The organism is Micromonospora sp. NPDC050187, from assembly GCF_044459745.1.
Lineage (GTDB): Bacteria > Actinomycetota > Actinomycetes > Mycobacteriales > Micromonosporaceae > Micromonospora.
In genome coordinates, this window is sequence record NZ_JBITJH010000030.1 from 13252 (window position 1) to 39152 (window position 25901).

The 25901-nt window shown below is 72.7% G+C and carries 18 protein-coding genes and 1 pseudogene; 8 read left to right on the forward strand and 11 right to left on the reverse strand.

The features are described from left to right. The first annotated feature begins 92 nt into the window (after positions 1-92). A complete protein-coding gene (locus ACIBJE_RS28955) occupies positions 93-1223 on the forward strand; it encodes a PP2C family protein-serine/threonine phosphatase (RefSeq protein ID WP_396753447.1) in 1131 nt (376 codons plus the stop codon). Positions 1224-1238: 15 nt separating this feature from the next. On the opposite strand, the gene ACIBJE_RS28960 is transcribed toward ACIBJE_RS28955, so the two are convergent. The 9 genes and pseudogenes from ACIBJE_RS28960 to ACIBJE_RS29000 form a co-directional block, all read right to left on the reverse strand. Then, positions 1239-2690 carry a sugar transferase gene (locus ACIBJE_RS28960; protein ID WP_396753480.1) on the reverse strand — a complete coding sequence of 484 codons (1452 nt, stop codon included), beginning with the start codon at positions 2688-2690 and terminating at the stop codon, positions 1239-1241. 230 nt (positions 2691-2920) lie between these two features. Continuing rightward, the gene (locus tag ACIBJE_RS28965; protein WP_396753448.1) at positions 2921-4657 is read right to left on the reverse strand and encodes a substrate-binding domain-containing protein; all 1737 of its coding nucleotides are present in this window, start codon (positions 4655-4657) and stop codon (positions 2921-2923) included. 143 nt (positions 4658-4800) lie between these two features. Then, entirely contained in the window at positions 4801-5838 is a 1038-nt protein-coding gene (locus ACIBJE_RS28970) for a lactonase family protein (RefSeq protein ID WP_396753449.1), read from the reverse strand. Between the two features lie 107 nt (positions 5839-5945). Beyond that, positions 5946-6542: a GTP-binding protein gene (locus ACIBJE_RS28975; protein ID WP_396753450.1), complete on the reverse strand. Its 597-nt coding sequence runs from the start codon at positions 6540-6542 to the stop codon at positions 5946-5948. Next, complete coding sequence (locus tag ACIBJE_RS28980) at positions 6523-6912, reverse strand: DUF742 domain-containing protein (protein ID WP_396753451.1); 390 nt, start codon at positions 6910-6912, stop codon at positions 6523-6525. Before ACIBJE_RS28980 ends, ACIBJE_RS28975 begins: the two co-directional genes overlap by 20 nt. Further along, the gene (locus ACIBJE_RS28985) at positions 6902-7261 is read right to left on the reverse strand and encodes a roadblock/LC7 domain-containing protein (RefSeq protein ID WP_396753481.1); all 360 of its coding nucleotides are present in this window, start codon (positions 7259-7261) and stop codon (positions 6902-6904) included. The genes ACIBJE_RS28980 and ACIBJE_RS28985 overlap by 11 nt, the downstream gene beginning before the upstream one ends. Positions 7262-7452: 191 nt before the next feature. Beyond that, positions 7453-9762 (reverse strand): annotated as a pseudogene (locus ACIBJE_RS28990) (nitrate- and nitrite sensing domain-containing protein); the annotation flags it as partial. A gap of 252 nt (positions 9763-10014) precedes the next feature. Continuing rightward, on the reverse strand, positions 10015-11031 hold the full coding sequence (locus tag ACIBJE_RS28995) for a cupin-like domain-containing protein (protein WP_396753452.1): 1017 nt from the start codon (positions 11029-11031) through the stop codon (positions 10015-10017). Continuing rightward, on the reverse strand, positions 11028-11309 hold the full coding sequence (locus tag ACIBJE_RS29000) for a hypothetical protein (protein WP_396753453.1): 282 nt from the start codon (positions 11307-11309) through the stop codon (positions 11028-11030). The genes ACIBJE_RS28995 and ACIBJE_RS29000 overlap by 4 nt, the downstream gene beginning before the upstream one ends. A 160-nt stretch (positions 11310-11469) precedes the next feature. On the opposite strand from ACIBJE_RS29000, the gene ACIBJE_RS29005 reads away from it, so the two are divergent. The 5 genes from ACIBJE_RS29005 (at position 11470) to ACIBJE_RS29025 (ending at position 16466) form a co-directional block, all read left to right on the forward strand. Beyond that, positions 11470-13407 carry a sensor histidine kinase gene (locus ACIBJE_RS29005; protein WP_396753454.1) on the forward strand — a complete coding sequence of 646 codons (1938 nt, stop codon included), beginning with the start codon at positions 11470-11472 and terminating at the stop codon, positions 13405-13407. Further along, positions 13404-14060, forward strand: coding sequence for a response regulator (locus tag ACIBJE_RS29010; protein WP_396753455.1), 657 nt, complete (start codon positions 13404-13406; stop codon positions 14058-14060). Before ACIBJE_RS29005 ends, ACIBJE_RS29010 begins: the two co-directional genes overlap by 4 nt. 174 nt (positions 14061-14234) lie before the next feature. Then, the gene (locus ACIBJE_RS29015; protein WP_396753456.1) at positions 14235-14837 is read left to right on the forward strand and encodes a hypothetical protein; all 603 of its coding nucleotides are present in this window, start codon (positions 14235-14237) and stop codon (positions 14835-14837) included. Between the two features lie 13 nt (positions 14838-14850). Then, complete coding sequence (locus ACIBJE_RS29020) at positions 14851-15888, forward strand: hypothetical protein (RefSeq protein ID WP_396753457.1); 1038 nt, start codon at positions 14851-14853, stop codon at positions 15886-15888. A gap of 209 nt (positions 15889-16097) precedes the next feature. After that, complete coding sequence (locus tag ACIBJE_RS29025; protein WP_396753458.1) at positions 16098-16466, forward strand: hypothetical protein; 369 nt, start codon at positions 16098-16100, stop codon at positions 16464-16466. 114 nt (positions 16467-16580) lie between these two features. Here ACIBJE_RS29025 and ACIBJE_RS29030 read toward each other — a convergent pair whose 3' ends face one another. Beyond that, complete coding sequence (locus tag ACIBJE_RS29030; protein ID WP_396753459.1) at positions 16581-18359, reverse strand: glycoside hydrolase family 6 protein; 1779 nt, start codon at positions 18357-18359, stop codon at positions 16581-16583. A gap of 494 nt (positions 18360-18853) precedes the next feature. Here ACIBJE_RS29030 and ACIBJE_RS29035 point away from each other — a divergent pair, with 494 nt between their 5' ends. After that, the gene (locus tag ACIBJE_RS29035; protein ID WP_396753460.1) at positions 18854-20005 is read left to right on the forward strand and encodes a hypothetical protein; all 1152 of its coding nucleotides are present in this window, start codon (positions 18854-18856) and stop codon (positions 20003-20005) included. Then, entirely contained in the window at positions 19989-20714 is a 726-nt protein-coding gene (locus tag ACIBJE_RS29040; protein WP_396753461.1) for a class F sortase, read from the forward strand. The genes ACIBJE_RS29035 and ACIBJE_RS29040 overlap by 17 nt, the downstream gene beginning before the upstream one ends. 73 nt (positions 20715-20787) lie before the next feature. Here the strand turns inward: ACIBJE_RS29040 and ACIBJE_RS29045 are convergent, their stop codons facing one another. Then, positions 20788-25869 (reverse strand): NAD-glutamate dehydrogenase, encoded by a 5082-nt coding sequence (locus ACIBJE_RS29045; RefSeq protein ID WP_396753462.1) that lies wholly within the window; start codon positions 25867-25869, stop codon positions 20788-20790. Between the last annotated feature and the right edge of the window lie 32 nt (positions 25870-25901).

A 25901-nucleotide genomic window follows, 5' to 3' on the forward strand; every position in this document is an offset into this window, starting at 1 on the left:
GCTTCTGGTTCGGGCGGACGGTGTTCTTCGGCCATCGTGTGCCTGAGACTACCCCCGACCCGCAGGTGGGCGGGCCGGCAGAAGGAGCGACCATGAGCGGACCGGTCAATCGGGCACGTCGGGCCCTGACCGACGCACCGACGGATCTCCTAATGGACCGGGTCGCCGCCGAACTGGCCCGGTCGTACGCGATCACCAGCGCCGAGTTGTTCCAGGTCGACTACCGGTTGTCGGTGCTGCTGCCGCTGCGCGACGGGGAGCCGCTGACCGAGCCCGGCCACCCGGGCTGGCGCTGCTTCGACCACCAGGAGCCGGCCCTGGCCGCCGGGACGGGTTACTTCCCGGTGAGCATGCGGGGCGAGCGGCGCGGCGTGCTCCGGCTGACCCCGGTGCCGGAGGACCCGGCGGTCGTCGCCGAACTGGCCGAGATCGCCACCGTGCTCGGGCACGAGTTGGCCGCCGTGTCGGCCGGCACCGACGTCTACCGCACGGCACGGCGCAGCCGGCGACTCACCCTCGCCGCCGAGATGCAGTGGGAGCTGCTGCCCGGACGCAGCCGGGCCCGGCCCTCGTTCAGCCTGGCCGGGCAGCTCGAACCGGCGTACGCGGTGCGCGGCGACAGCTTCGACTGGTCCGACGACGGGACCCGGCTCTGGCTGTCGGTGATCAACGGGATGGGCGAGGGTGTCGCCGCCTCGATGCTGACCTCGCTCGTCGTGCACGCGCTGCGCAACGCCCGGCGGGCCGGACTGTGCCTGGCCGACCAGGCCGCGCTGGCCGACCAGGCGGTCTACGCGGTGCACCACGGCGACCAGTACCTCTCCGTGCTGCTGTTGGAGCTGGACCTGCACGACGGGACGGTGACCGTGGTCGACGCGGGATCGCCGCGGCTGGTGCTGCTGCGCGGGGGCGAGGTGCGCGAGCAACCGCTGGAGGCGCAGTTCCCGCTCGGCATGTTCGACGGGACCGACTACGGATCCCAGCAGTTCCGGCTGGAGCGCGACGACCGGCTCTTCGTGGTCAGCGACGGGGTGCTCGAAGCCGCCGGGCAGGAGGTCCGGTACGGCGACACGGCGCTGGCCCGGTTCCTGCGCCGGACCGGCCCGATGGAACCGCTGGACGCCGTCCGGTCGCTCATCGGCGACCTGCGTGCCTTCGTCGCCGGGGACCTGGTCGACGACGCGGTCGTGGTGTGCCTGGACTGGACCGGCCCCCAGCCCTGACGGCCGGTCGACCGGTCAGTAGGCGCCGCGACTGTTGACCACCGCGCCGAAGGTCTTCCACAGGATGGTCAGGTCGGCCGCGAGGGACCAGTTCTCCACGTAGTAGAGATCGAGCCGGATGCCGTCCTCCCAGCTCAGGTCCGAGCGCCCGCTGACCTGCCAGAGGCCGGTCATGCCCGGCTTGACCAGCAACCGGCGGGCGACGTCGCCGTCGTAGCGGGCCACCTCGGAGGGGAGCGGCGGACGCGGGCCGACCAGGCTCATGTGCCCGATCAGCACGTTGGCGAGCTGGGGCAGCTCGTCGAGGGACCACTTGCGCAGCAGGCGGCCGACCCGGGTCACCCGGGGGTCGTCACGCATCTTGAACAGCAGCCCGTCGGTCTCGTTCCGGACGGCCAGCTCGGCGAGCATCGCGTCGGCGTTGACCACCATGGTGCGGAACTTGAACACACCGAACTCACGCCCGCCCTGCCCGACCCGGACCTGCCGGAACAGCACCGGGCCCCGGCTGTCCAACCGGATCGCCAGGGCGATCAGCGCCAGCAGCGGCCCCAGCAGGGCCAACGCGAACAGCGAGATCGACCGGTCGACGAGCCCCTTGACCAGCTTGCGGGCGCCCCGGAACTCGGGGGCCTCCACGTGGATCAACGGCAGACCGGCGACCGGTCGGGTGTGGATGCGCGGGCCGGCCACGTCGGTCAGCGCCGGGGCCAGCACCATGTCGATCCCGGTGCCCTCCAGCTGCCAGCCGAGCCGGCGCAGCCGGGTCGCGGTCAGCTCGGCGGAGGCGGTGATCGCCACGGTGTCCGCCCCGATGGCCTCGGCCGCCTCCACGATGCCCCGGAACGACCCGACCACCGGCACGTCCCCGAGCCGCTGCGGGACCGGGGCGAGCAGGGCGTCCGGGATGCAGGCACCGACCACGTGGTAGCCGGCGTACGGCTCGCGGCGCAGGGTGTGCACGAGTTCGAGCACATGCGGGGTGTCCCCCACCGCCAGCACCCGGCGGGACCAGCCGGCCCCCCGGCACCGGTCGAGGTGCAGCCGTTTACGGGCGGCGAACCGGGCCACCAGCAGCCCGACGGTGCCGACCGCCAGGGTGATGGCGAGGAAGCCACGCGAGACGCCCACGTCGGCGATGTAACCGGTGATGGCGATCGTCGCGGCCAGCCGGAGGCTCGCCGAGGTGACCCGACGGTACTCGTCGGCACCGTAGCCGAGGAGCCGGTCGTCGTAGCAGCGCAGGACCTTCAGGGAGAGCAGCCAGGCGATCATCAGCCCGGGGGCCACCAGGACGTACGGGATCTCCGAGCCACGCGGCTCGTACTCGCCGAAGCGGGTGACGTAACCCACCAGCACGGCCACGGCGATGATGGCGGTGTCGAGCACCACCAACGTCCGGATGTAGGCCCGTTCGTCGGCTCGGGTCGCCCGCGTCGACCGCTTACCGGCGGACGCGGACGACATCGAGGCGGGGGTCAACAGCGCCGAGGTCAACGACCCTCCCCACTAGCGTCGATGGCACCCCGCCCGGACCGACCTCCAGTGGCCGGCGCTGCAGAGCACCCGGACATCTTCCCCCGAGAGCCGTCGGTCAGGGTAGCCACGGACGGAATGCCGTCAGTAACAATGTCCGATGTGGACGACATGGGCATCGTGTCCCGCGACGCGAAGCCGCCCGTCACCTGTCCGGCCGGTCAGCGCGGTACGTTCGGCCGGAGCGCGACCGCCCGGAGGAAGATTTCGCCGATCTTGTTCGGGTCCTCGGTGACGAAGACCCCGCCACCGGTGACCTTGGTGATCGCCTCCAACTCGGCACGGCTGACGTCCCCGCCGATCCCGATGATCACGACCTGGACGGGTCGCTCCGGGTCGGCGATCCGGGTCAGCTCGGTGAGCAGCTCCCGCTGGCTGATCCCGTCGGCGTCCTCGTTCTTGCCGTCGGTGAAGAGCACCAGCGAGTTGACCCGGCCGGGCTCCCAGTCGTCCTGGACCGTCCGGTAGGCGGCGAGCACCGTGTCGTAGAGGCCGGTGTCCCCGTCCGGCGTGGGCCGGATCGTCCCGAGCGCGGCCTTCAGCTGGCTCCGCTGGGTGGAGAGCGGCCCGATCGGGAGCAGTTCCCGGTAGTCACGGCGGCCGACCATCTCGGTGGAGAAGGTCCACAGCCCGACCGCCCAGGAGTCGTCGACGAGTTCCATGCCCCGAAGGGCGGCGGCGACGGTGACCTGTGCCCGGTTGGCGTTGCCGGCGGTCGGCACCGGCTGCTTCATCGAGCCGGAGACGTCGATGACGCAGAGCATCCGACCGGACTGGGTGGCGATCGACCAGCCCGACACGGCGGCTTCGACCGCCGAGGGATCCGGCCCGCCGGCCGCCCTGCCGCCGTTGCCCTGCGGCGGGGCCAGGCCCCCGGCCGGTGCCCCCGTCGGAGTCTCGAACCCGGCCCCGCCGACCCCGTCCGGCCCGCGCAGCGCCTCTCCGGCCAACCGGTCCCGGAACGCCGGGGCGGTGAGCGCCCCGAACAGCACCTCCGCGGCGGACGCCTTGGCCGGCTCGATCCCGGGCAGCACCGCGTACGGGTAGTCCAGCGGCAGCGGCGCGGGGTCCAGGTAGAGCGCGGCGAGCGGCACCGGCGGCTTGCTCCGGTTGTAGGCGATCACGTCTTCCTCGGAGAGTGCGGCGGCGCCGAGACCGGCGGCGATGGCGGCCGGATCGGTGGAGCGGGGGAACCGGGCGAGCAGGTCCTGCCGCAGCGCGGACCGGCCGGTCGCCAGTGCCCGCAGGGCCGCCGTCTTGGCCTGCTGGCTGTCTCCCCCGCCCGCGCCCGCCGCCGTGGTGAGGGCGAGCAGCCCGGCGAGGCCGGCGGCGTCCCGGGTCGGTTCGACGATCCCGGTCCGCAGCTTCGTGTCGGTGCTCATCTGCCGGACGAGGTCCACCCAGGTCAGCTTCTGCTGCGGCCAGCCCAGCCGGGCGGCGACCGGCTCGGGCATGGCGACCACGACAGGGCTGCGGGCGATCGACCCGCCGTTGTCGGGGGCGAAGGCGGTGGCGCCGCTGTTCCTGATCCGCAGCAGCCAGGTCGAGGAGTCCGGCACCCAGACGTCGGGGGTGATCGCCGTGCCGCTGGCCTGACCCACGCCGGGCAGGGTGACGCCGTGCTTGCCGGCGACCGCCGCCGCGACCTCGACCGGGTCCTGGGCGGAGACCTGGACGGTGATGCAGGTGCCTCCGGCCGCCGCGCCCTCGGCCTCCCACTGCCCGGCCGCCGCCTGCACCACGGGGGCGATCTCGGGGGCGGCGGCGACGGTCAGCTCGACCTGCCCGGAGCAGCCCGGCCGGGCCAGCTGGCGGTAGCCGAACCACGCCCCGGCAACGACGACAACAAGCGCCGTCGCCGAGGCGACGGCGCCTGCTCCGCGAAAACCTGAACGCATGCGATGGCGGCCCGACACCCTGACAATGTTGCGGACCGATGAACGGTCCGGCTACCACCGTTCGGACGAAAGTTACACAGGATGAACAGCTGACCTGCAGTTATTCACAATCCTTCACACAGGGTGAGTAGCCGGCGGGACGGTCAGAGCAGGACGCAGCTCGGGCTCGGCACCGGCACCGGTTCACCCGCCGGCTCGGGCACGCCGGTGGCCGGGTCGACGCGGAAGGCCCGGACCATGTCGGCCCGCTGGTCGGCCACGTAGAGGTCCCGCCCGGACCAGGCGAAGTGCCGGGGCCACTCCCCGCCGGTGTCCACTTCGGCGACGAGTTCCGGCAGCTCGCCGTCGATGGCGAAGACCGCCAGCGTGCCGACGCCCCGGTTGGCGACGTAGAGGAAGCGCCCCTGCGGACCCACCGCGACCTCCGACGGCTGGACGTGCCCGGTCCGGCCGCTCGCCGGCACCCGACCCCGCTGGTGCAGCGCCCCCTCGGCGTTCCGCTCCAGGGCGGTGACCGTGCCGTCCAGTTCGCCGACCAGGTAGACCCGGCGGCCGTCCGGGTGGCGGGTCAGATGCCGGGGGCCGGTTCCGGCGTGGGTCCGCACCCGGGGCGCACGGGGCACCAGCCGGCCGGTGGCGGCGTCCAGGTCGTACCGGTACACCGAGTCGGTGCCGAGGTCGACCACGTAGATCGGCCCGCCGTCGGGGTCCGGCGAGACCATGTGCGCGTGGGCCGTCTCCTGCCGCTGCGGATCCGGGCCGTGCCCGGAGTGCACCACCAGGTCACTGCGCCCGGCCGGCACCCCCGCCCCGTCGAGCGGGAAGACCGCCACGCTCCCCCCGCCGTAGTTGGCGGCGACCAGGTGGCAGCCGTCCGGGGTGACCGCCAGGTGGCAGGGCTCCGCCCCGCCCGTGTCGCCGGTGCCCAGCGGCGCGAGGTCGCCGTCCGGCCCGATCCGCCAGGCGCTGACCTGCCCCTCGGGCAGTTCGTTCGCCGCGTACAGCACCGGCAGGGTCGGATGCCGGACCAGGAACGACGGCGACGCGGTGACCGCCACCGTGCCGAGCGGCGTCAGCGCGCCGGTCTCCGGGTCGCGGCGGGCGGCGACGATGCCGTCGCCCTTCCCGTCGCTCTCCCTGGTGTAGCCGCCGATGTGGACGACGTCCCCCTGGTCGGTCACGGCGCCGTCTCTCCTCTCGTCCGGGTCGATCCCACCAGCCTTCCCCGCATCACCGGCCGGTGAACCCGGTTCCCCGGACTTTTCCGCCCGCCCCGGGCGGAACGGGGTCAGGCGGCCGGCTCGCCGCGCTGCGCGGCGACGTGCTCCACCAGGGCGACCAGCACCAGCTTGCCGGACTGGCGGTCACGGGCGTCGCAGAGCACCAGCGGCACGTCCGGGTCGAGGTCCAGCGCGTGCCGCACCGAGTTGAGGCTGAACCGGCGGGACCCGTCGAAGCAGTTCACCCCGACCACGAACGGGATGCCCCGTTGCTCGAAGTAGTCCACCGAGGGGAAGCAGTCGGCCAGCCGACGGGTGTCGGCGAGCACCACCGCGCCCAGCGCGCCGAAGGCCAGCTCGTCCCAGAGGAACCAGAACCGGTCCTGCCCCGGCGTGCCGAAGAGGTAGACCTGGAGGTCCTCGTTGATGGTGATCCGGCCGAAGTCCATGGCGACCGTGGTGGTGGACTTGCCCTCCACGCCGAAGGTGTCGTCGGTGCCGACGCCGGCGCTGGTGAGCACCTCCTCGGTCTGCAACGGACGGACCTCGCTCAGCGCACTTACCAGGGTCGTCTTGCCGGCCCCGAAGCCCCCGGCGATCAGGATCTTCAGTGCCAGCGGAACCCGCTGGCCGGATCCGGCACGTTCAGAGTGCACGGAGCCCATTCGCCACCGCCTTGAGGATGTTGTCGTCGGGAAGGTACGCCGTGGACGGCGGCTCGTGCACGGTGACGAGTCCGCCGGTGAGCAGGTCGCCGAGGAGCACCCGGACCACGCCGAGGGCGAGGTTGAGGTGCGCGGCGAGTTCCGCCACCGACACCGGCTCGACGGCCAGCTCGACCAGGTGCCGGTGCTCCGGGTGCAGGTGGGGGTGGTCGTCCGGGTCGGTGTCCCGGGTCGCCAGCACGAACGCGACCAGGTCGAAGTCGCCGGCGGCCGGGACCACCCGTCCACCGGTGACGGCGTACGGGCGGACGACCGGTCCCGCCTCGTCGTCCAGCCACTCGTGCCGGGGCCCCGGCGGCTCAGCCTGCATCGGCCACGACCGCCGAGGCCCGGGACGGGGTACTGAGCGTCTCGCCGACCCGGGTCACCAGCATGGCCATCTCGTACGCCACCAGGCCGATGTCCGTGTCGGCGTCGCTGAGCACGGCCAGACACGCGCCCTGGCCGGCGGAGGTGACGAAGAGGTACGCCGACTCCATCTCGACCACCGTCTGACGCACCGGTCCGGCGGCGAAGTGCCGACTGGCCCCCTTCGCCAGGCTGGCGAAGCCGGACGCCATGGCGCAGAAGTGCTCGGCCGCGTCCCGTTCCAGCCCGGCGGAGGCTCCCATGAGCAACCCGTCCGCGGAGAGGACCACCGCCTGCTGGGCGGCCGGCATCCGGTCCACCAGTTCGTCGAGCAGCCAGTCGAGATCGGCGGTCTGCCTCGTGGGTTGCACCACTACCCGTCCCTTCCACGTCCGGTGACAGTTTCGACGGACGCCCCACCGGGCTGCACCCGGGGTAGCTCCGTGGTCGGTTGGTCCGCCGCCACCTCGACCGACACGGCCGGGGCGAGCGGCACCGTGGGGGCGTCGACCGGCCCGGTGCCGGGGGCGGGCGGAGCGGCAGAGGAGGCGGGCGGCCCGACGGCAGGCCCGGCCGGAGCGGACGGCGTACGGCCGGGCCCGTCCGGGTGCGCGCCCGCGCGCCGGCCCCGCTCGGTGCCCGACTGGAGTGCCGCCATCGCCGCCCGCACCTGCTCCGGCGTGCGCGGCGACGGCTCGACGGGAACCGGGCGGGTCTGCCGGGCCGGGCCCCGCTGCCGGATCCGCCGGGGCAGCCCGTCCGGGCCGAGCGGAATCTCGGCCGGTCCCGGCCGCGCCGCCGCCAGTGGCACCACCGAGGGCGGCTCCGACCGCCGGCGGGCCGAGCGGACCGAGCGGGGCCGGGGCAGCGTGCTCAGCTTCGTCACCTTGGCCATCCGGTCACCGGTCCGGTCGACGGCCGGCCGCGGCGGCTCGGCGGTCACCAGGTCGGGCGGCAGGAGCACCACGGCGGTCATCCCGCCCTGCGCGCCGGCGACCAGCCGCACCCGGACGCCGTGCCGGGCCGCGAGCCGGGCCACCACGAAGTGACCGAGGCGGGCGCTGACCGTCGGGTCGAACTCCGGGGCGCGGGCCAGTTGGCGGTTGGCCTCCTCGATCGCGTCGGCGGTCATCCCGAGACCCCGGTCGGAGACCTCGACGGCGTACCCGTTGGGCAGCATCTCACCGTGCACCCGCACGCGGGTGTCCGGGGAGGAGAAGGAGGTGGCGTTCTCGATCAGCTCGGCCAGCAGGTGGATCACGTCGCCGACGGCCCGGCCGACCACCGCCGCCGGCCGCATCGGGGCGATGTCCACCCGGTCGTACGCCTCGACCTCCGAGATGGCGCCCCGGACGACGTCGAGCACGGCGACCGGATTGCGCCAGCCACGCCCCGGCGCCGCTCCGGCGAGGATGACCAGGGCCTCGGCGTGCCGGCGCATCCGGGTGGCGAGGTGGTCGACCTGAAACAGCTCGGCCAGCTCCTCCGGGTCCTCGGTTCGACGCTCCATCCGGTCGAGCAGGGCGAGCTGCCGGTGCACCAGCCCCTGGCTGCGCCGGGCGATGTTGAGGAAGACCTGGTTGAGCCCGTGCCGCAGGGCGGCCTCGTCCACGGCCGACCGGACCGCGGTCCGCTGGACGACGCCGAACGCCTGCCCGACCTGACCGATCTCGTCGGTGCCGAACTCCAGGAGCGGGGCCTCCCGGGCGACGTCGACCTCCGCGCCCCGGCGCAGCCGGGCCACCACGTCGGGCAGTCTCCGCTCGGCCAGCTCGGTGGCGGCCGTCCGGACCCCGGTCAGCCGCCGGACCAGCGAGCGGCCGACCCGCAACGCCACCACCAGGGAGACCACCACGGCCACCAGGCCGAGCAGTCCGGCGGCGGCGAGCCGGCCGAGGATGCCGAGGGCCGCCGGCACCGACCGGTCGGTCAGCGCCTCCGCCTCGGCCAGCTCGAAGTCCCGCAGCTGGCGCTGCACGACGTCGTGGGTGGTCTGCCAGGTCCGGGCGTCCACCGACGGCAGGTCGCCCGGATCGGCGGCGATCAGCTCGTCCTGCATCCGCCGCAGCCGGAGGAAGTCCGCCCCGTCGGTGAGCCGCTGGAAGGCGCTGCGGGTGGCCGGCGGCAGGTCGTCGACGGCGACGGCGGTGACGTACCGCTGGTTGCCGATGGTCTGCACGAGCGCGGTGTGCTCGCCCCGGGCGAACCGGCCGGCGGTGAACGCCCCGGCGGCGAGCGCGTCGGCCTGGCCGAGCAGTTCCCGGGCCTGGCCGAGGGCGCTGATCGCGCGCGCCTGCCGGGTCAGGTCGACGTCCGGGCCGCTGGCCATGGCGGAGTAGGTCTGGAACAGCGTGGCGAGCATGCCGGTGTAGAGACCGTGCGCACCGGCCCGGTCCACCTGCCGCTGGTCGATGAACCTCCGCCCGGCGGGAAGCGCGTCCAGGGCGGTGAGGAGCCGGTCGAGGCGGGCGTCGACCAGGTCGTCGGCGGCGTCTCGCAGGTCCCGGCCGCCGGCCCGGCTCCGCAACCCGGCCACCGCCTCGTCGGTCCGCAGCCGCTGGTCGCGCAGCTCGGCCACCTCGCCGGAGCCGGCGAGCTGCACCACCGAGAGCCGACGCTCCCGTTGCAGCTCGACCACCACCCGGTCACCGGGCAGGCCCAGGTCCCGCAGCAGGGTGCCGGCGGCGAGCAGGTCGAGGGCCGGCCCGAGGGCCAGCGTGGTGGCAAAGATCCACAGTGCCAGCAGGGCGGCCACCGGGACGACGACCAGCGCGGTCAGCTTGGTGCGGATCGGCCAGTCGCGGGAGTTCATCAGCACCTCGCCCGGAAGGTGTGGCAGGGGTGGCGCCGGCAACCGGCCGGGCAGCGACGCCCGGCGCACCGGGCACCGGTACGAGCGCCTTGGGCAGGATACGTAATCGTGCGCTGATGCACTACCGTCCGTTCCGTCCGCTCGGGTCGGCCCGATTCCCTCCACCGTGGACGAACGTACGCGGACACCCCGCCACGGGTGCGACGGGGTGTCCGGTGACGCGTCACGGTCGGGCGTGCCCGGCGGTACCGGTCAGTCGTCCTGGCCGGCGGCGGGCGGCGTCGCCATCCGGTGGTTCTGCCCCGGCGTGTCGAAGTGGTGGAACGTGACCGTGGCGCTCACCTCCAGTGCCTCCACCCAGTGCCACCAGCCCACCGGCACGAGCAGCATCTGACCGGGTTCCAGGACGGTTTCCAGCACGGCGGCCTCGGCGAACCTCGGGTGCCGGACGGGGTCCGGGTTGGCCGCGTCGACCGCACTGAACGTGCCGCCCCGAGGGTAGACGAGGTGTCGTTCGTACGACGGCACGAGCCGGACGTGCTTGCGGCCGAGCACCTGGCAGAGCAGGACGCTGCTGTTGTCCACGTGCAGCGGCGTGACCGTGCCGGCCGGGCCGAGCAGCAGGTGCCCGACGGCCTCCGGATCCACGATGCCCTCCGGGGGCCGCACGTCGGCGGCGAGGGGCCGCAGCGGCCCGGACCAGTTCTCGTTGCGGGGGACCATGTAGTAGTCGTTGGTGCGGACGCCGGAGCCGAGGGCCGCCAGGTAGTCGCGGAACGGCATGGTGGTGCGGTGCCGGTCGTACTGCCAGGCGTGGTCCGGGTTGGCGTCCCGACCGGTCATCACCTCGACCAGGGCGTCGCCGCACGCCGTGGCGAGGCTCTCCAGCGTCCAGTCGAGGGCGGGCCAGTCCGTCATCCGGCCGTCGAGCACGACGGGGCGGTTCCCGAAGTAGTACCGGGAGAAGAACTCCTCCGGTGTGAGGTCCGCGCGGTGCTCCAGGGTGCGTCCCCCGTCGCTGTCGCGCAGCGCCCGGTAGGTGTCCAGCACGGACTCCATCCAGTCGTAGCGCAACGCGAGGCGGCGGCAGACGGCGAAGTACGGGTGGGCGGTGAGTTCCGCCAGTTCCGCGTCGACGGCGTCGGCGTCGCCGCACCCGGCCACGGCGGCCGCCCGCGCCTGGTCGACGGAGGCGCCCATGGCCAGGTTCTCGGCGAGCCACTCCCGCCAGGGGTCGCCGAGCCGGGTCGGGGCGTGCAGCGTCGTCATGCCGCTGCGGGCTGGGCGGTCAGTTGGGCCGCCCGCACGCTGTCGTTGCAGGTCGGGTACGAGTTCTTGACGTGCGCCGGGAAGTGCTCGGCGGCCGGCGGCGGGGTGAGCCGCGCCTCCCGGGCATACTCGTAACAGTTGACGTAGGTGTTCTTGACGTGCGCCGGGAAGTGCTCGGCGGCCGGCGGCGGGGTGAGCCGCGCCTCCCGGGCGTACTCGGAGCAGTTGACGTAGGAACCCTTGACGTGGGCCGGGATGTGGTCCGGAAGAGAGGTCATGTCCGACAGTCAACGGGCCGCGCCGTCCCGGTCGCCAGGGACCGGCGTCCCGTTCCGGCCGGGACACCCGGGATCACCCGAACGGTCGTACCGCGTCGTCCCGGCCTGTCCGGCCGATCGGTGGTCCGCTGCCGGCGACCACTGACACAGTGGATGGATCATGCCGACTCCCCGTCCGCCCGACCGGATCGCCGCCTGGGTGGTTCTCGCCGTCACCGCCGGGTGCACCACCGGCGCGATCGTGATGTGGTGCGTCGCGCTGCCGGCGTTCACCGACACCCAGTTGTACTCGCTGGTGGACCTCATGGACGGGATCGTCTACGGCGGTGTCGCGTGGCTCGTGCTGAGCCGGCGGCGGACCGGCGGCCGGCTCGCCGGGTGGATCGCCGCGGCAGCCGGGGTCGGCGGCTCCCTGTCCGCGTTCGCCGCCCAATGGGGCCAGCTGTCCACCGGCCCGTACTGGTTGCTGTCCGCGCACCACTGGGCCTGGGTCCCCGGGCTGTACGCGCTGGTCGTGGTGATGCCGTGGCTGCTGCCGGAACGGACGCCGGCCCGCGTCGAGCGGGTCGCGGTCGCCGTCGGGCTCGGGTACGTGGCACTGGCGTCGGTCGTCGTGCTGACCGCGCCGCCGCCGCGCGGGCTGGTCCCGCTCGGGCCCACCGCCATGGCGGCCCGCGCCGCGCTCGCCGGGCCGGCCGGGTACGCCCTGGTGCTGCTCGGTCTGCTCGCCGCGGCGGCCTGTGGGTGGCGCTGGCGGCACGGCCCGCAGGAGCAGCGGCACGGCATGGGCTGGGCGACCGCGGGCAGTACGCTGCTGACCCTCGCGTTCCTGGTCACCGTGCTGCCACCGGTGCTGCCCGCCTCGGTACCCGCCCTGCTGATGCTCGCCTCGCAGGCGTTCTTCCCGGCGGCGGTCGCCGTGGTGGTGCTCCGGCAGCAGATGTGGGGGCTGCGGTTGGCGGTCCGGCGGGCTCTGGTGTGGTATTTGATGACCGCCGGGGCGATCGCCGGCTACAGCGCCGGGGTCACCGTGCTCGACCGGGTGCTGCCAGACGCGTCGTCCGCGCCCCGGATCGTGGTGACCGCCGCCATCGCGGTCGCCTTCCAGCCGGTGCGGCAGTGGGTGCAGCGTGGCGTGGACCGGCTGGTGCACGGCGACAGCCCGGAGCCCCTGATGCGCCGGGTCGCCCACAGCCTGCACAGCTCCGCCGAGCTGGGGCCGGTGATCGCCGCCGCGCTGCGCCTCGCCGAGGTGCTGGTCACCGCCGACGGGCCCGAGCCGCCCCCGCGCGCCGGGGGCACGCCGGTGACCGTGCCGCTGACCAGCGGGGGTCGCCAGGTCGGGTACCTGCACGCCTGGCCGCGTCCGGGGGAACTGCTCGGCGGCCGGGTCACCGACGCGCTCACCGGACTCGCCCCGGTGGTCGCCGCCGTGGTGGACCTCGCCCGAACCAACGAGGAGCTGGCACGCTCGCGGCGGCGGCTCGCCGAGGCCCGCGACGAGGAGCGCCGGGCACTGCGTCGGGACCTGCACGACGGACTCGGTCCGGCGTTGAGCGGCATCGGTCTCGGCCTCGCCGCCACCCGTAACCTGCTGCACCGCGACCCGGCCCGCGCGGACGAACTGCTGGACCGGCTGATCATCGAGCTGACCACGCGCGCCGAGGACGTCCGGGACCTAGCGCACGGGCTGTTGCCGCCGGTGCTCGCCGACGGCGGTCTGGAACCTGCGGTGGACACCCTGCGCGACCGGTACGCGCGGGCCGGGCTGGACGTCGCCGTGCACATCCCGGTGCCGCTCGACCCGCTGCCCGGCTCGGTCGCCACCGCCGCGTACGGGGTGACCGCGGAAGCGGTGCGCAACGTGCACCGGCACGCCGGGGTGGACCGCTGCACGGTCACCCTGGACCGGCGGCCGGACCTGCTGCGGATCGTCGTCACCGACCATGGTCAGGGCCCGCCCGTCGGGCCGACCCGGGGCGTCGGCCTGCACGCGATGCGGGAACGGGCCGACGGCATCGGTGGAACCCTCACCATCGGCCCGGCCGACCCGCGCGGCACCATGGTGCGGCTGACCATCCCCCTGGAGCTGTCGTGAGCGCACCGATCCAGGTCGTCGTGGTGGACGACCACCCCGTCTTCCGGCTCGGCATGACGGCGTTGCTGTCCACACTCGACGGCATCGACTGCGTGGGCGAGGCCGCCGACGTGGCGACCGCGTTGCAGGTCGTCACGCGCGTACGGCCCACGGTCGTGCTGATGGACCTGCACTTCGGGCAGGGGTCCGGTGTCGAGGCGACCCGGGTGCTCACCCGCGACCACCCCGAGGTCGGCGTGCTGGTCGTCACCATGCTCTCCGACGACGCGTCGCTGGTCGCGGCGATGCGCGCCGGGGCCCGTGGCTACCTGCTCAAGGGTGCCAGCGCCGCCGACGTGGAGCGCAGTATCCGTGCGGTGGCCAGCGGGGACCTGGTTCTCGGCGCTGCCGTCGCGGGTCGCGCCGCGATGCTGTTCCGCGCCGGTCCGGGCCGCCCGGAGCCGTTCCCGCAGCTCACCGACCGGGAACGGGAGATCCTCGGCCTGCTGGCCCGGGGCCTGCCCAACGCCGGGATCGCGCAGCGGCTCGGGCTGAGTCCCAAGACGGTGCGCAACAACGTCTCCGCCATCCTGGTGAAGCTCCAGGTGAGCAGCCGCGTCGAGGCGATCACCGCAGCCCGGGACGAGGGACTCGGCACCCCCTCGCCCGGGTGACGCCCGGAGCAAACCGGCATGACTCCCCCAAACCAACTTTCTGGAATCAGTCAAGTTTCTGGCAAAGATCACCATGTGGGGCCGGTCATGTCGGACACGTCAGCGGGAAAGTAGGCGCAATCGGGATTGGCGATCAGGTCGACGCGGGAATAGCAGGTGACGAAGGAGGAGGCCATGTCGCCCACGCAGGTAGTCGTCATCGTTCTCGTCGTACTCGTGATCGCCGCCGGGATCGCGCTGGCCGTGACCGCCGCGCGCCGCCGTCAGCTGCGCCAGCGGTTCGGACCCGAGTACGACCGGGTGGTCGCCGAGCGGGCCAGCCGCAGCGAGGCGGAGAAGGAACTCCGCGACCGCGAGCGTCGGCACGCCGAGCTGACCCTGACCCCGCTCGACCCCGAGTCGCGCGCCCGTTACGCCGCCGCGTGGGAGGAGGTCCAGCTCCGCTTCGTCGACACCCCCGCCGAGGCGGTCGGCGACGCCGACGCGCTGGTGTCCCGGCTGGTCGCCGAGCGCGGCTACCCGACCGGGGACTTCGACGAGCAGGCCGCCCACCTCTCTGTCGCGCACGCCCGCACGCTGACCCGTTACCGCGAGGCCCACGAGATCCACCTGCGCAACGAGCGCGGCGAGGCCAGCACCGAGGAACTGCGGCAGGCGGTCGTCCACTACCGGGCGCTCGTCGCCGACCTGCTCGGTGGCGAGCCGGTCGCGGCCCAGCCGCCGGCACCGCGCCGCGCCGAGGAGAGCGAGACCCCGCACGACGTCACGAGCCGCTGAGGAGGCCGCCGCCATGCGCCAGCAGGAGCAGCAGACCGATCAGACCGAGGTGGTCCGCTCGGAGCCCGTACCGGTGCCGCCGCCGGACGGCACGGCGGCCCGGCGCGGGGACCGCGCCGAGCGGACCGAGGTGCCCGAGGACGCGCTCGACGACCGGGGCACCTTCGACGACCCGTCCGTGGCACCGCGTCGGGACGGTCCGGGCCACGACCGGGCCGCGGAGCTCCGGAACGACCCACGTGGGGCCGAGGCGAACCGGCCGGCGGACTTCCACGAGCCCGGCCCGGTGCCGACCGCCTTCGGCGCGACCACGGTCGGCGGTGCGGTGGCCGCCTCGGCGCTGGCCAGCCCGATCCCCGCCGACGAGCCGGACCCGCGCGAGGAACGCACCGCCCGCCCCGGAGACGGTGCCGTCGGCGAACAGGAGTCCGGCCGCCGGGCTGACCCCACCGCACTGCTGCACGGCCACCACCGCGCACAGACCGTCGACGAGGCCGAGCCGACCGGCCGGCACCGGGACGAGGCAACCGGCGACACGGCCGGCGGCGACCGGACCAGCGGCGACCGGACCGGGGACCGCCGGGACACCGGGCAGAACCGGGACGCCGGGGCAGGCCGGGACGCCGGGATGCGGCGGGACACCGCCGCCGGTGCCGGCTACGGCAGCCCGGCCCCGGCGATGGTGGACCCCGACGCCGCCCCGGTGCCGGTGTCCACCGACGGTGCCCCGGACACACTCACCGCCGCCGGCACGACCGGCTCCTCCGCGTCCGCCCTCGCCGAACCGGCGTCGCTCTTCGACCCGGGGACCGCGCAGGGCTTCCGGGACCGCTGGCGGGACGTCCAGCTTCGCTTCGTCGACGATCCCAAGGCCGCGGCCGGGCAGGCGCAGGGGCTGGTGGAGGAGGCGATCCACGCGCTCGCCGCGGCCCTGGCCGAGCAGAAGAACCGGATCGGCGGGTGGCAGGACGACGGCTCCGCCGACACCGAGCAGCTCCGCCAGGCGGTACGCCAGTACCGCGACTTCCTCGACCGGGTCCTCGGCCGCTGAACCAGCCGACCCGACACCTCCCGAAACACCCCGGACGCGTCGCGTCCGGGGTGTTTCCCCGTGGACGGGGCGTAGCGGAACCGGCGGGCACCACCGTGCGCCGGGCGGCCGTCGGTGTCGACGGCGCGAGCCGCCGGGCGCATGGGGTGGGGTCTGCGGGGTACGCGGGAGGGATCAGGGAACGCGCCTGGGGACAGGAGGGCGACAACATGACGGATCGCGACCGCAACGCCGACCGGCCGCTGGAGGAGAGCCCCGAGATGGCCGCCGCGGCGGACGACGAGACGACGGTGCCGCAGTTGGTGACCGGTGGCGGCCCGGACGACGAGAACCCGGACTTCGTGCCCCCGGGCGAGTCCCCGGCGGAGCGCGGTGGCACCGACGAGCTGGTCGGCGACGCGTTCCGGAGCACCAGCGGCGGGGAGCGCACGACCGTCCGTACCGGCGCGGAGCAGCCCTGGGAACCGGAGGACCTGGCCGTCGCCCGGGGCCAGGACCCGGATCCGGCAAACGTCGAGCGGGCCCGGCGCGACCTGGAGCGGGAGGGCCGGGCGGCGGTCGAGCGCACCGTGCCCTGACCGCGTACGGGGCAGGGCCCCCGGCCGACCGCGTGGGTCGGGCCGGGGGCCCCAGGGGAGGCCCGCCGCCTCCGGCGCCTCACTACCGGAAGCGGCGGGCAGGTGTGGTGGAGGTCAGGACAACGGCGGGTACGCGTTGCGCATGAGCTCCTGGAACTGCGCGGAGAACCAGGCACCGGAGATCGGCGCGTTGTCCAGCGCCCCGCTCATGTTGTTGCCGTTGCGCGGGTTACCGGTGTAGGTCGGGTCGCACATCCGGTCGAAGCCCTTGCCCTCGTCGTTCGGGATGAGCTTGCTGGAGCCGTCCGACTCGCCCGGGGGCTTGACCCAGACGTAGGCGTCGATGCCCGGCTCGGGGGCGACCTTCGGCCGCTCGCCGAGGCCCGCACCGGCCTGGTTGCACCAGTTGCCGGCGTGGATCCGGCGGTCGATCCGGCCACCGTTGACGTAGGTGTCCACGTTGGTCGTCGCACCCGGACCGGTGGGCCGGGCGGCACCGCCCCAACCGTTGCGGGAGGTGTCGATCAGCATGCCGATGCCGGAGTTGAAGCCGACCCGGACCAGCTCGTTGCGGAACGCCTGGGCGAAGGTGAGCTCGTCGGTGTACTGGTTCCAGTCGATCCACTTGGACTGGCGCACGGTCTGGCCGTTCACCGTGTCAGTGATCTTGACGTACGGCTCCTTGAGGGCGGAGTAGTTCGCCGTGTTGACGATGAAGCCGTGCACGTGGTTCACCGTGCTGCCGGAGGCGACAGCGGCCTCCTTGAGCTGGTTGGCGGTCGGGGTGAAGTTGCTGTCCCAGCCGATCCATCCGTGGTGAGCGGCGTCGATGTAGTTGTAGACGTTGCCGAGCGCGCCCAGCTTGGCCAGGGCGTAACCGACACCCTGGACGTACGCCCCGTTCGCCTTCACGACGTCACAGGCCGCGGTGCCACCCGGGTTGCCCGAGGTGTTGGTCACCAGGTTGGGCAGCGAGTCGATCTCGATGATGTTGATGATCCGCAGGCTGGCGTACTTCGGGTCGGCCTGGATCGCGGCGATCGGGTCGATGTACTGGGCCTTGTACTTGGGCAGTTCGTCAGCCTTCAGCTCGCCGTTGGAGGCGAGGGCGGCACAGTCCCGGCCGGGCAGGTTGTAGATGACGAACTGGATGTAGCCCGCGCCCTGGGCGAGAGCGGTGTCCAGGTGGTCCCGCACGCCCATCGAACCGTTCGAGCTGCTGTCGTCGGTGCCCTCGATGGCGGCGATCCGGTCCAGCCACACGGCCGTCGGGTTGTTGGAGATCCGGTTACCGCCGGGCTCCCGCTCCGCCTTGGCCTTCCACTCCGGATTGACGTAGCCCTTCACCCCGGCGTACGGGTTGTCCACCTTGGGGCCACCGGGCGGCGGCGTGGTGGGCGGCGGGGTCGTGGGGGGCGGGGTGGTCGGCGGCGGCGTGGTGGGGGGCGGGGTGGTGGGGGGCGTTCCGCCGTTGCACGCGGTGCCGTTGATGGTGAACGACGTGGGCTTCGGGTTGCTGCCGCTCCAGGCGCCGTTGAAGCCGATGGTCGTGCTGGCTCCGGTGGCGAGCGCGCCGTTGTAGGACTCGCTCTGCGCGGTGACGTTCCGGCCCGACTGCGACCAGCGTGCCGACCAGCCCTGCTGCACCCGCTGGTTGGCGTCCGGGAAGGCGAAGCCGAGCGTCCAGCCGTTCAGCGGGTCGCCGAGGTTCTTGATGGTGACGGAGGCGGTGAACCCGCCCTGCCAGTCGCTGGACGTGTAGTTGACATCGCACTGGGTCGCGGCGTGCGCCACGGTGACCGGAATGGTCACCAGGCCACCGGCGACCAGGGCGCTCGCGCCGGTCAGCGCGAGTGCCCGCCGCCTGGCGGACAGACTTCTCCACAGATTCATGCCACTGATCTCCTTGGGCGAGACCGGGACCAGGGAACGGCCCGGCTGCTTTCAGGCCCTGGAAACGTCGTTCCACAGAGGCCCTCGGGGGTGATGGGGATGCCCGACCCGGACGGGCAGCGGTGGTGCGGTGCGGCCAAACGGAGCCGACCGACGGTGCGGCCGCGGCGTCGTCCGGTGGGACCGGCTGCCCTCGACGCTCCGGCTGCGCGGTGTGGCTCCTCGTACGCAGTGCAGTGATTCTTGCATGGGAGCGCTTCCATGACAACCTCTCGATACCTGCACGTCACTGACCGGGAATTTCCGGGCGATAAGCCGGTAACGACGCGGCCCACGCGCGGAAGGGCGAACCACGCTTACCACCCGGCGAAGCCGCTTGGCCGACACACTCCTAAACACGAATCTTTCCTCTCATAGGTCGCGAATCGGTCTAACGTCTGACCTAGCTCGGCTGCCGCCGGGTCAGGACGAAAAGGGATGGAGTGACGCAGGTCATGGCTACCAACAAGCTCGGGAAGGTCGTCGCTGGCGCTGCCCTCGGCGGGGCCTCCTTGCTGGTCTTCACGCCGGGAATCGCCTTCGCCGACAACGGCGGCGGGCACGACGACCACCACAAGGGCAAGGTCTACGCCGACCCGTACGCCGTGCGGCCGGGTCACGAGGTCAAGCTCATCGAGGTCTGCGCGGAGCGCCAGGAGCACGCCTACGTCTGGTCGAAGGTGACCGGGAAGGTCAAGCTCCACCCCCGGGACCACCACAAGAAGGACCACGAGAACGACTGGCAGGGCGAGGAGTCCGGGAACGGCTCCGAGAAGGGCCACGACTCGCACAAGGGCCACGACAAGGGCCACCACTCAGACAAGGGCCACCACTCGGACAAGGGCCACCACTCGGACAAGGGCCACGACAAGGGCCACGACTGGGGGAACGGCAACGACTGGGGCAACGGCAACGACTCCGGGAGCGGCAACGACTGGGGCAACGGCAGCGACACCGGGACCGGCCCCTCCGGGAACGGCACCGACACCGGAAACGACTGGGGCAACGGCAACAACTCCGAAAACGGCCCCGCCGCGAACGACAGCAAGGACGGTGGCGACAAGGACGGCAACGGCAACCGTTCGGAGAGCGGTGACCGCGCCGGGGACGGGCCGTCCAGCCAGCAGTCCGACGAGAGCGGACAGCCGGGCATGAACGAGTCCGGCGGCTGGGGTGCCGGCGACGAGGCCAAGGACGAGGCCGCGAAGAAGGCCGACGAAGAGGCCGCGAAGAAGAAGGCCGACGAAGAGGCCGCGCGGAAGAAGGCCGAGGCCGAGGCCGCCGCCGAGGAGGACAAGGCCCGCGAGGACCGGGGCACCGAGGAGGAGTCCGCCGAGGAGGGCAAGAAGGACCGGGGACCGAGGTTCGTGTACTACGGCGAGGCCGAGATCCCGTGGGACGCCGAGCCCGGCAAGTACGAGCTCAAGGGCTCCTGCGGCGAGGGCACCCTGATCGTCCTGCCCAGGGGACACGTCAAGGGCGGCGACGGGGGCGCCACCGGCACCGACCGCGACGCGACGGTCGGTGGAGCGGCGATGCTCGGCGCTGCGGCGCTCGGCGGCATCGTGCTGATGCGGCGTCGTCGGACCGATGAGTCGCTGGTCTGACGCGGGGACACTCGCCGGCGGCCGTCACGGGAGACCGTGGCGCGCCGCCGGCGCGGCCGCGGTGGTCCTGACCGGCGTCCTCGGGATCGGGCTGCTCGGCGTGGGGCTGACCGGACCGGACCCGGCCCGGCCACCGCAGCCGATCGTCGGGGCCGGCACCCTGCCCTCATCGGTGTACCCGGACGCCACCGGGAGCGACCCCGACGTGGCCGTCGCGCCGGAGTCCGACGATCCGGGCGAGACGGTCGGGATGGCCCGGTCCGAGCCGACCACCATCACCATTCCCCGGATCGGCGTGGATGCTTCGATCATGTCGCTGGGCGTGGAGGCGGACGGAACCGTCCAGGTGCCTCCGTTGCAACAGGCCCAGCTCGCCGGCTGGTACCGGCTCGGTCCCGCCCCCGGCGAGATCGGCAACGCGGTGGTCGTCGGGCACGTCGACTCCAGTTACATCGGGCCCGCCGTCTTCTACGACCTCGGCGCGCTGCTGCCCGGCGACACCATCAACGTCGCGCGGCAGGACGGCAGCACCGCCACCTTCCGCGTCGACGCGGTGCGGTCGTACCCGAAGACGGAGTTCCCCACCGAACTGGTCTACGGTCCGAACGACCGGGCCGCGCTGCGGGTGGTCACCTGCGGCGGGAAGTTCGACGAACAGGCCCGTGACTACCTGGACAACGTGATCGTCTTCGCCACCCTCGTGATCTGAGCCGGGGTGGCGGACCGACCGTCCCGCGCGCCCGGTGGGAACGTCCCACCGGGCGCGCGGCGTGCGTGCCTCCTCAGCTCGCCGAGGAGGTGCGCACCAGCGTCCGGATCTGCCGGAGCAGGACCGAGAGCGCGGCCAGGTCGGCCCGGGACTCGTCGAACTCCCCCATCGCCCGGTGGGCCCGGTGGATCGACACGGCGTTGGACTGCTCCCAGACCTGCACCCGCTCCTGCGGCGACAGGGCCGCGTCGGTGGAGTCGAGCACCTCGCTGGTGAGCGCGGCCAGGGCGGCGTAGAGGTCGTACCGCAACGCCATCCGGGCCAGGGTCTGCCAGCGGTCCTCCCGGGGCAGCAGGGAGATCTTCGACAGCAGTGAGTCGACCCGGAACCGGTCGGAGAGGACGAAGTAGACCGAGGCCACCTCGCCGACGTCCTTGCCGGTCTGCGCCGCCGTCTCCACCACGTCCAGCAGGCCGAAGCTGTACATCAGCCGGGTGGCCCGCTCGGCCAGTTCCCGGGGCAGCCCCCGCTTGGTCGTCATGTCGACGTGCGCGGCCAGCGCCTCCCGCTCGGCACCGTAGAAGAGGCTCTCCAGCTCCGGCAGGAGCCGGGCCACCCCGTCGCGCAGGCGGGCGATCTCCGCCGGCACGTCGATCGGCGAACGCCGGTTGGTGACCAGCCAGCGCACCGCCCGGTCCAGCAGCCGCCGGGTGTCCAGGTAGCCGCTGGTCTGCAGCTCCGGGGCGATCCGGTTGTCCAACGACTCGATCGCGTCCCACAGCTGCCGGAGTCCGAAGACCTCCTGGACCACCAGGTACGCGCGGATCACGTCCGCCGGGGAGGCCGCCGTCTCCTCGACCACCCGGAACACGAACGTGATGCCGCCCCGGTTGATCGCCTCGTTGACCAGCACGGTGGTGACGATGTCCCGGCGCAGCCGGTGCTGCCCCATCCGGTCGGCGAAACGCTGCCGCATCGGCGTCGGGAAGTAGTTGACCAGGACGTCGGTCGTCCACTCCTCGTCGGGCAGCCCGTCGGCGAGGATCTCCCGCTCGAGCGCGATCTTCACGTACGCGAGCAGCACCGCGAACTCCGGCGCGGTCAAACCCGACTCGGCCCGGGCGGCCAGTTCCTCGTCGGACGGGAGCGCCTCCAGCGCCCGGTTGAGCACACCGGAGCGTTCCAGGTCGCTGATCATCCGGCGGTGCACCGGCAGCAGCGACGCGGACTGGGCCTGGGCGTTGTTCAGCGCCCGTGCCTGGTCGTAGTTGTCCCGCAGCACCAGCTCGGCGACCTCGTCGGTCATCTCGGCGAGCAGCTCGTCCCGCTCCGGGACGGTCAGCTCGCCGTCGGCGACCGCCGTGTTGAGCAGGATCTTGATGTTCACCTCGTGGTCGGAGCAGTCCACCCCGGCCGCGTTGTCGATGAAGTCGGTGTAGATCCGCCCGCCGGACTGGGCGTACTCGATCCGGCCGGCCTGGGTCCAGCCCAGGTTGCCGCCCTCGCCGGCCACCCGGCAGCGCAGGTCCTTCCCGCTGACCCGGATCGGGTCGTTGGACTTGTCCCCCACCTCCGCGTTGGTCTCGCTGGACGCCTTGACGTAGGTGCCGATGCCGCCGTTCCAGAAGAGGTCCACCGGGGCGGTCAGGATCGCCTTCATCAGCTCCGGCGGCGACATCTGGGTGACGTCGTCGTCGAGGCCGAGCACCGCGCGGACCTGCGGCGAGACCGGCACCGACTTGGCGGTACGCGGGAACACGCCACCGCCTTCGGAGATCAGTTCCGGGTCGTAGTCCTGCCACGACGACCGGGACAGCTCGAACAGCCGCCTCCGTTCGGCGTACGAGGTGGCCGCGTCCGGGTCCGGGTCGAGGAAGATGTGCCGGTGGTCGAAGGCGGCCACCAGACGGATGTGCTCGCTGAGCAGCATCCCGTTGCCGAACACGTCACCGGACATGTCGCCCACGCCCACCACGGTGAAGTCCTCGGACTGGGTGTCGTGTCCCAGCTCCCGGAAGTGCCGCTTGACCGACTCCCAGGCGCCCCGGGCGGTGATGCCCATCTTCTTGTGGTCGTAGCCGGCCGAGCCGCCGGAGGCGAACGCGTCGCCCAGCCAGAACCCGTGCGCGGTCGAGATCTCGTTGGCGATGTCGGAGAAGGTCGCCGTCCCCTTGTCCGCCGCGACCACCAGGTACGGGTCGTCGCCGTCGTGCCGGACCACGTCGGTCGGCGGCACCACGTCGCCGCTGACGATGTTGTCGGTGACGTCCAGCAGGGCCGAGATGAACTCCTGGTAGCAGGCGACCGCCTCGTCCCGGTCCCCCGGCTTCTGCTTGAGCACGAAGCCGCCCTTAGCGCCCACCGGCACGATCACGGCGTTCTTCACCATCTGCGCCTTGACCAGGCCCAGCACCTCGGTACGGAAGTCCTCCCGCCGGTCGGACCAGCGCAACCCGCCCCGGGCCACCGGACCGTACCGGAGGTGCACGCCCTCGAACCGGGGCGAGTAGACGAAGATCTCGTACTTCGGGCGGGGCGCCGGCAGGTCCGGGATGGCCTGCGGATCCAGCTTGAACGCCACGTACGACTTCGGCCGCCCGCCCTCCTCCATCTTCTGGAAGAAGCTGGTCCGCAGGGTGGCCCGGATCAGCGTCAGGTACGACCGCAGGATGCGGTCCTGGTCCAGGCTGGACACGTCGTCCAGGGCGGCGTTGACGGTGTCGGCCAGTTCCGCGCCGCGCCGGTCCCGTTCCTCGGGCGTGAGCCCGGCGGCCGGGTCGAAGCGCACCTCGAAGAGTTCCACCAGCAGGGTGGCGATCCTCGGGTAGGCGATGAACGTGGACTCCATGTAGTCCTGCGAGAAGACCGTGCCCGCCTGGCGCAGGTACTTCGCATACGCGCGCAGCACCACCACCTGCCGCCAGGTGAGCCCGGCGCGCAGCACCAGCTCGTTGAAGCCGTCCACCTCGGCCTCGCCCCGCCACGCGGCGGCGAAGGCGTTCTCCACGTGCGGGCGCACCTCGGACAGCTCCTGGTGCCCCTCGGGCAGTTGCAGGCCGAAGTCGTAGAGGTAGATCCGCCCGTCGATCCGGTCCACCTCGTACGGGTGCTCGTCGACCACCCGGACGCCGAGGGAGTGCAGCACCGGCAGCACGTCGGACAGGAGCATCGGCTCGGCGTTGCGGTAGACCTTGAACCGGACGTCCATCGCCTCGGCCGCGTCGCCCGCGACCCGCGCGCCGTTGCGCGGGGCGAGCTGCTTGCGGAACAGGTGCATCTCGAGCTGGCCGGGTTCCTCCAGCAGCTCCAGCTTGGCCAGGTCCTTCATCGCCTCGTACGGCGTGTGCCCGTCCTTGTAGCCCTCGGGGAAGGCGTCGGCGTACCGGGTGAACAGGTGCTTGGCCTGCTCGTCGCCGAGCTTGCGCTCCAGCACCAGCCGGTAGTCGTCGTCCCACAGCCGGGTCGCGTCGGCGAGTTCCTCGGCGAGCAGGTCGGCGTCGACGTCCCCGGGCGGGTCGGTCGGGTCGGTCCGGACGATGAAGTGCACCCGGGCGAGCATCGACTCGGTGACCCGGGTGGTGTAGTCCACCCCGACCCCGTTCAGCTCGCGCAGCAGGATGTCCTGCATGCGGAGCCGGTTCTGCGTGGTGAACCGGTCCCGGGGCAGGTAGATCAGGCAGGAGATGAACCGGCCGTAGCCGTCCCGGCGCAGGAACACCCGAAGCTGGCGACGCCCGGCCATCCGGAGCACACCGATCACCGCGTGGTACAGGTCGTCGGTCTTGATCTGGAACAGCTCGTCGCGTGGGTAGGTCTCCAGGATCTGGAGCAGGTCCTTGCCGGAGTGGCTGCGCGGGCTCAGCCCGGAGCGTTCCATCACCTCGGCCACCTTGCGGCGGACCACCGGCAGCTCACGCACGCTCGTCCGGTACGCGGCGGTGGAGAAGAGCCCGAGGAAGCGCCGCTCCCCGATCACCTCACCGTGCTCGTCGAAGATCTTGAAGCCGATGTAGTCGAGGTACGCCGAGCGGTGCACGGTCGCCCGGGAGTTCGCCTTCGTGATGATGAGCAGGCGCTTCTCCAGCACCTTCTCGTGCGCCTCCGGCGTCATCGACGACAGCGTCCGGGGCTCGGTGCGGTCCTGCCGGAGGATGCCCAGGCCGGTGCCGAGCACCGCCTCCAGCGCCTGGCCACGCGGCTGCTCGCCGGCGCCGTCCCCGTCCACCTCGACCAGGCGGTACTCGCGGTAGCCGAGGAAGGTGAAGTGGTCGTGGGCCAGCCAGCGCAGCAGCTCCACCGAGTCGGTGATGTCCTTCTCCGGCACCGGTGGCCGGAGCTCCGAGGTCCGCGCGGCGGAGAGCCCCTCGGCGAGGTCGAGAGCCTGCTGGCGCATCTTCGGCCAGTCCTCGACGGCCTCCCGCACGTCGGTGAGCACCCGCTGCAACTCGGTGCGCAGCCGGTCCCGCTGGGTCGCGTCCCGGATCGGGTCGATCTCGATGTGCATCCAGCTCTCGACGATGTCACCGTCGATCGCGTCGTCCGGCTCGACGTCCGCCGCCACCTCGACCAGCCGGCCCAGCGGCTCCCGCCGCACCACCACCAGCGGGTGCACCAGCAGGTGCACGTCGAGGTGGTGGGAGTTAAGCAACGAGGTCACCGAGTCGACCAGGAACGGCATGTCGTCGGTGACGATCTCGACCACCGTGTGGTGCTGCTCGGCGTCCGGCTCGTGGATCCGCAGCTTCAACTCACCCGGGACCCGCTGCTCGGCCAACTCGCGGTGGGCCCGCGCGGCGTCGAGCATCTCCTCGGCGGTGAACCCGATCAGCTCCTCGTCCGGCGCGAACCGCCAGAACCGGTCGACCAGGGTGGCCGCGCCGTGGTCGTCGCCGGCCAGCGCGACCGCCTGGGCGACCAGGCGCTCCGCGTTGGGCACCGGCTCGTCGAGTTCGGCGTCCTCCACGTCGTCACCGAGCGCCTCCGGCGGCAGGCCGAGGTCGTACAACGTGTCGATACTAGAGCCGGACATCCCGGTCACTCCTGCATGAAGACGGCCGAACCCATCCCGGTCGGTCGCCGACTCGTAACTGTCGTCGCGGCCGGAGCCATCCGGCCGGAGGTCGGGTCCCGGTTTGATCGCCGGACGCCGGTCCATCGGTGCCACTCCCCTCGACCCACCGCGTTGTG

Excerpts from the sequence above, each read along its gene's own strand:
- ACIBJE_RS29025 (WP_396753458.1), top strand. The coding sequence starts at position 16,098 with ATGACGGATCGCGACCGCAACGCCGACCGGCCGCTGGAGGAGAGCCCC.
- ACIBJE_RS29040 (WP_396753461.1), top strand. The coding sequence starts at position 19,989 with ATGAGTCGCTGGTCTGACGCGGGGACACTCGCCGGCGGCCGTCACGGG.
- ACIBJE_RS28995 (WP_396753452.1), bottom strand. The coding sequence starts at position 11,031 with ATGACGACGCTGCACGCCCCGACCCGGCTCGGCGACCCCTGGCGGGAG.
- ACIBJE_RS29020 (WP_396753457.1), top strand. The coding sequence starts at position 14,851 with ATGCGCCAGCAGGAGCAGCAGACCGATCAGACCGAGGTGGTCCGCTCG.
- ACIBJE_RS28965 (WP_396753448.1), bottom strand. The coding sequence starts at position 4,657 with ATGCGTTCAGGTTTTCGCGGAGCAGGCGCCGTCGCCTCGGCGACGGCG.
- ACIBJE_RS29000 (WP_396753453.1), bottom strand. The coding sequence starts at position 11,309 with ATGACCTCTCTTCCGGACCACATCCCGGCCCACGTCAAGGGTTCCTAC.
- ACIBJE_RS28985 (WP_396753481.1), bottom strand. The coding sequence starts at position 7,261 with ATGCCGGCCGCCCAGCAGGCGGTGGTCCTCTCCGCGGACGGGTTGCTC.
- ACIBJE_RS28975 (WP_396753450.1), bottom strand. The coding sequence starts at position 6,542 with ATGGGCTCCGTGCACTCTGAACGTGCCGGATCCGGCCAGCGGGTTCCG.
- ACIBJE_RS28980 (WP_396753451.1), bottom strand. The coding sequence starts at position 6,912 with ATGCAGGCTGAGCCGCCGGGGCCCCGGCACGAGTGGCTGGACGACGAG.
- ACIBJE_RS29015 (WP_396753456.1), top strand. The coding sequence starts at position 14,235 with ATGTCGCCCACGCAGGTAGTCGTCATCGTTCTCGTCGTACTCGTGATC.
- ACIBJE_RS28960 (WP_396753480.1), bottom strand. The coding sequence starts at position 2,690 with ATGTCGTCCGCGTCCGCCGGTAAGCGGTCGACGCGGGCGACCCGAGCC.
- ACIBJE_RS29045 (WP_396753462.1), bottom strand. The coding sequence starts at position 25,869 with ATGGACCGGCGTCCGGCGATCAAACCGGGACCCGACCTCCGGCCGGAT.
- ACIBJE_RS28955 (WP_396753447.1), top strand. The coding sequence starts at position 93 with ATGAGCGGACCGGTCAATCGGGCACGTCGGGCCCTGACCGACGCACCG.
- ACIBJE_RS29035 (WP_396753460.1), top strand. The coding sequence starts at position 18,854 with ATGGCTACCAACAAGCTCGGGAAGGTCGTCGCTGGCGCTGCCCTCGGC.
- ACIBJE_RS29030 (WP_396753459.1), bottom strand. The coding sequence starts at position 18,359 with ATGAATCTGTGGAGAAGTCTGTCCGCCAGGCGGCGGGCACTCGCGCTG.
- ACIBJE_RS29005 (WP_396753454.1), top strand. The coding sequence starts at position 11,470 with ATGCCGACTCCCCGTCCGCCCGACCGGATCGCCGCCTGGGTGGTTCTC.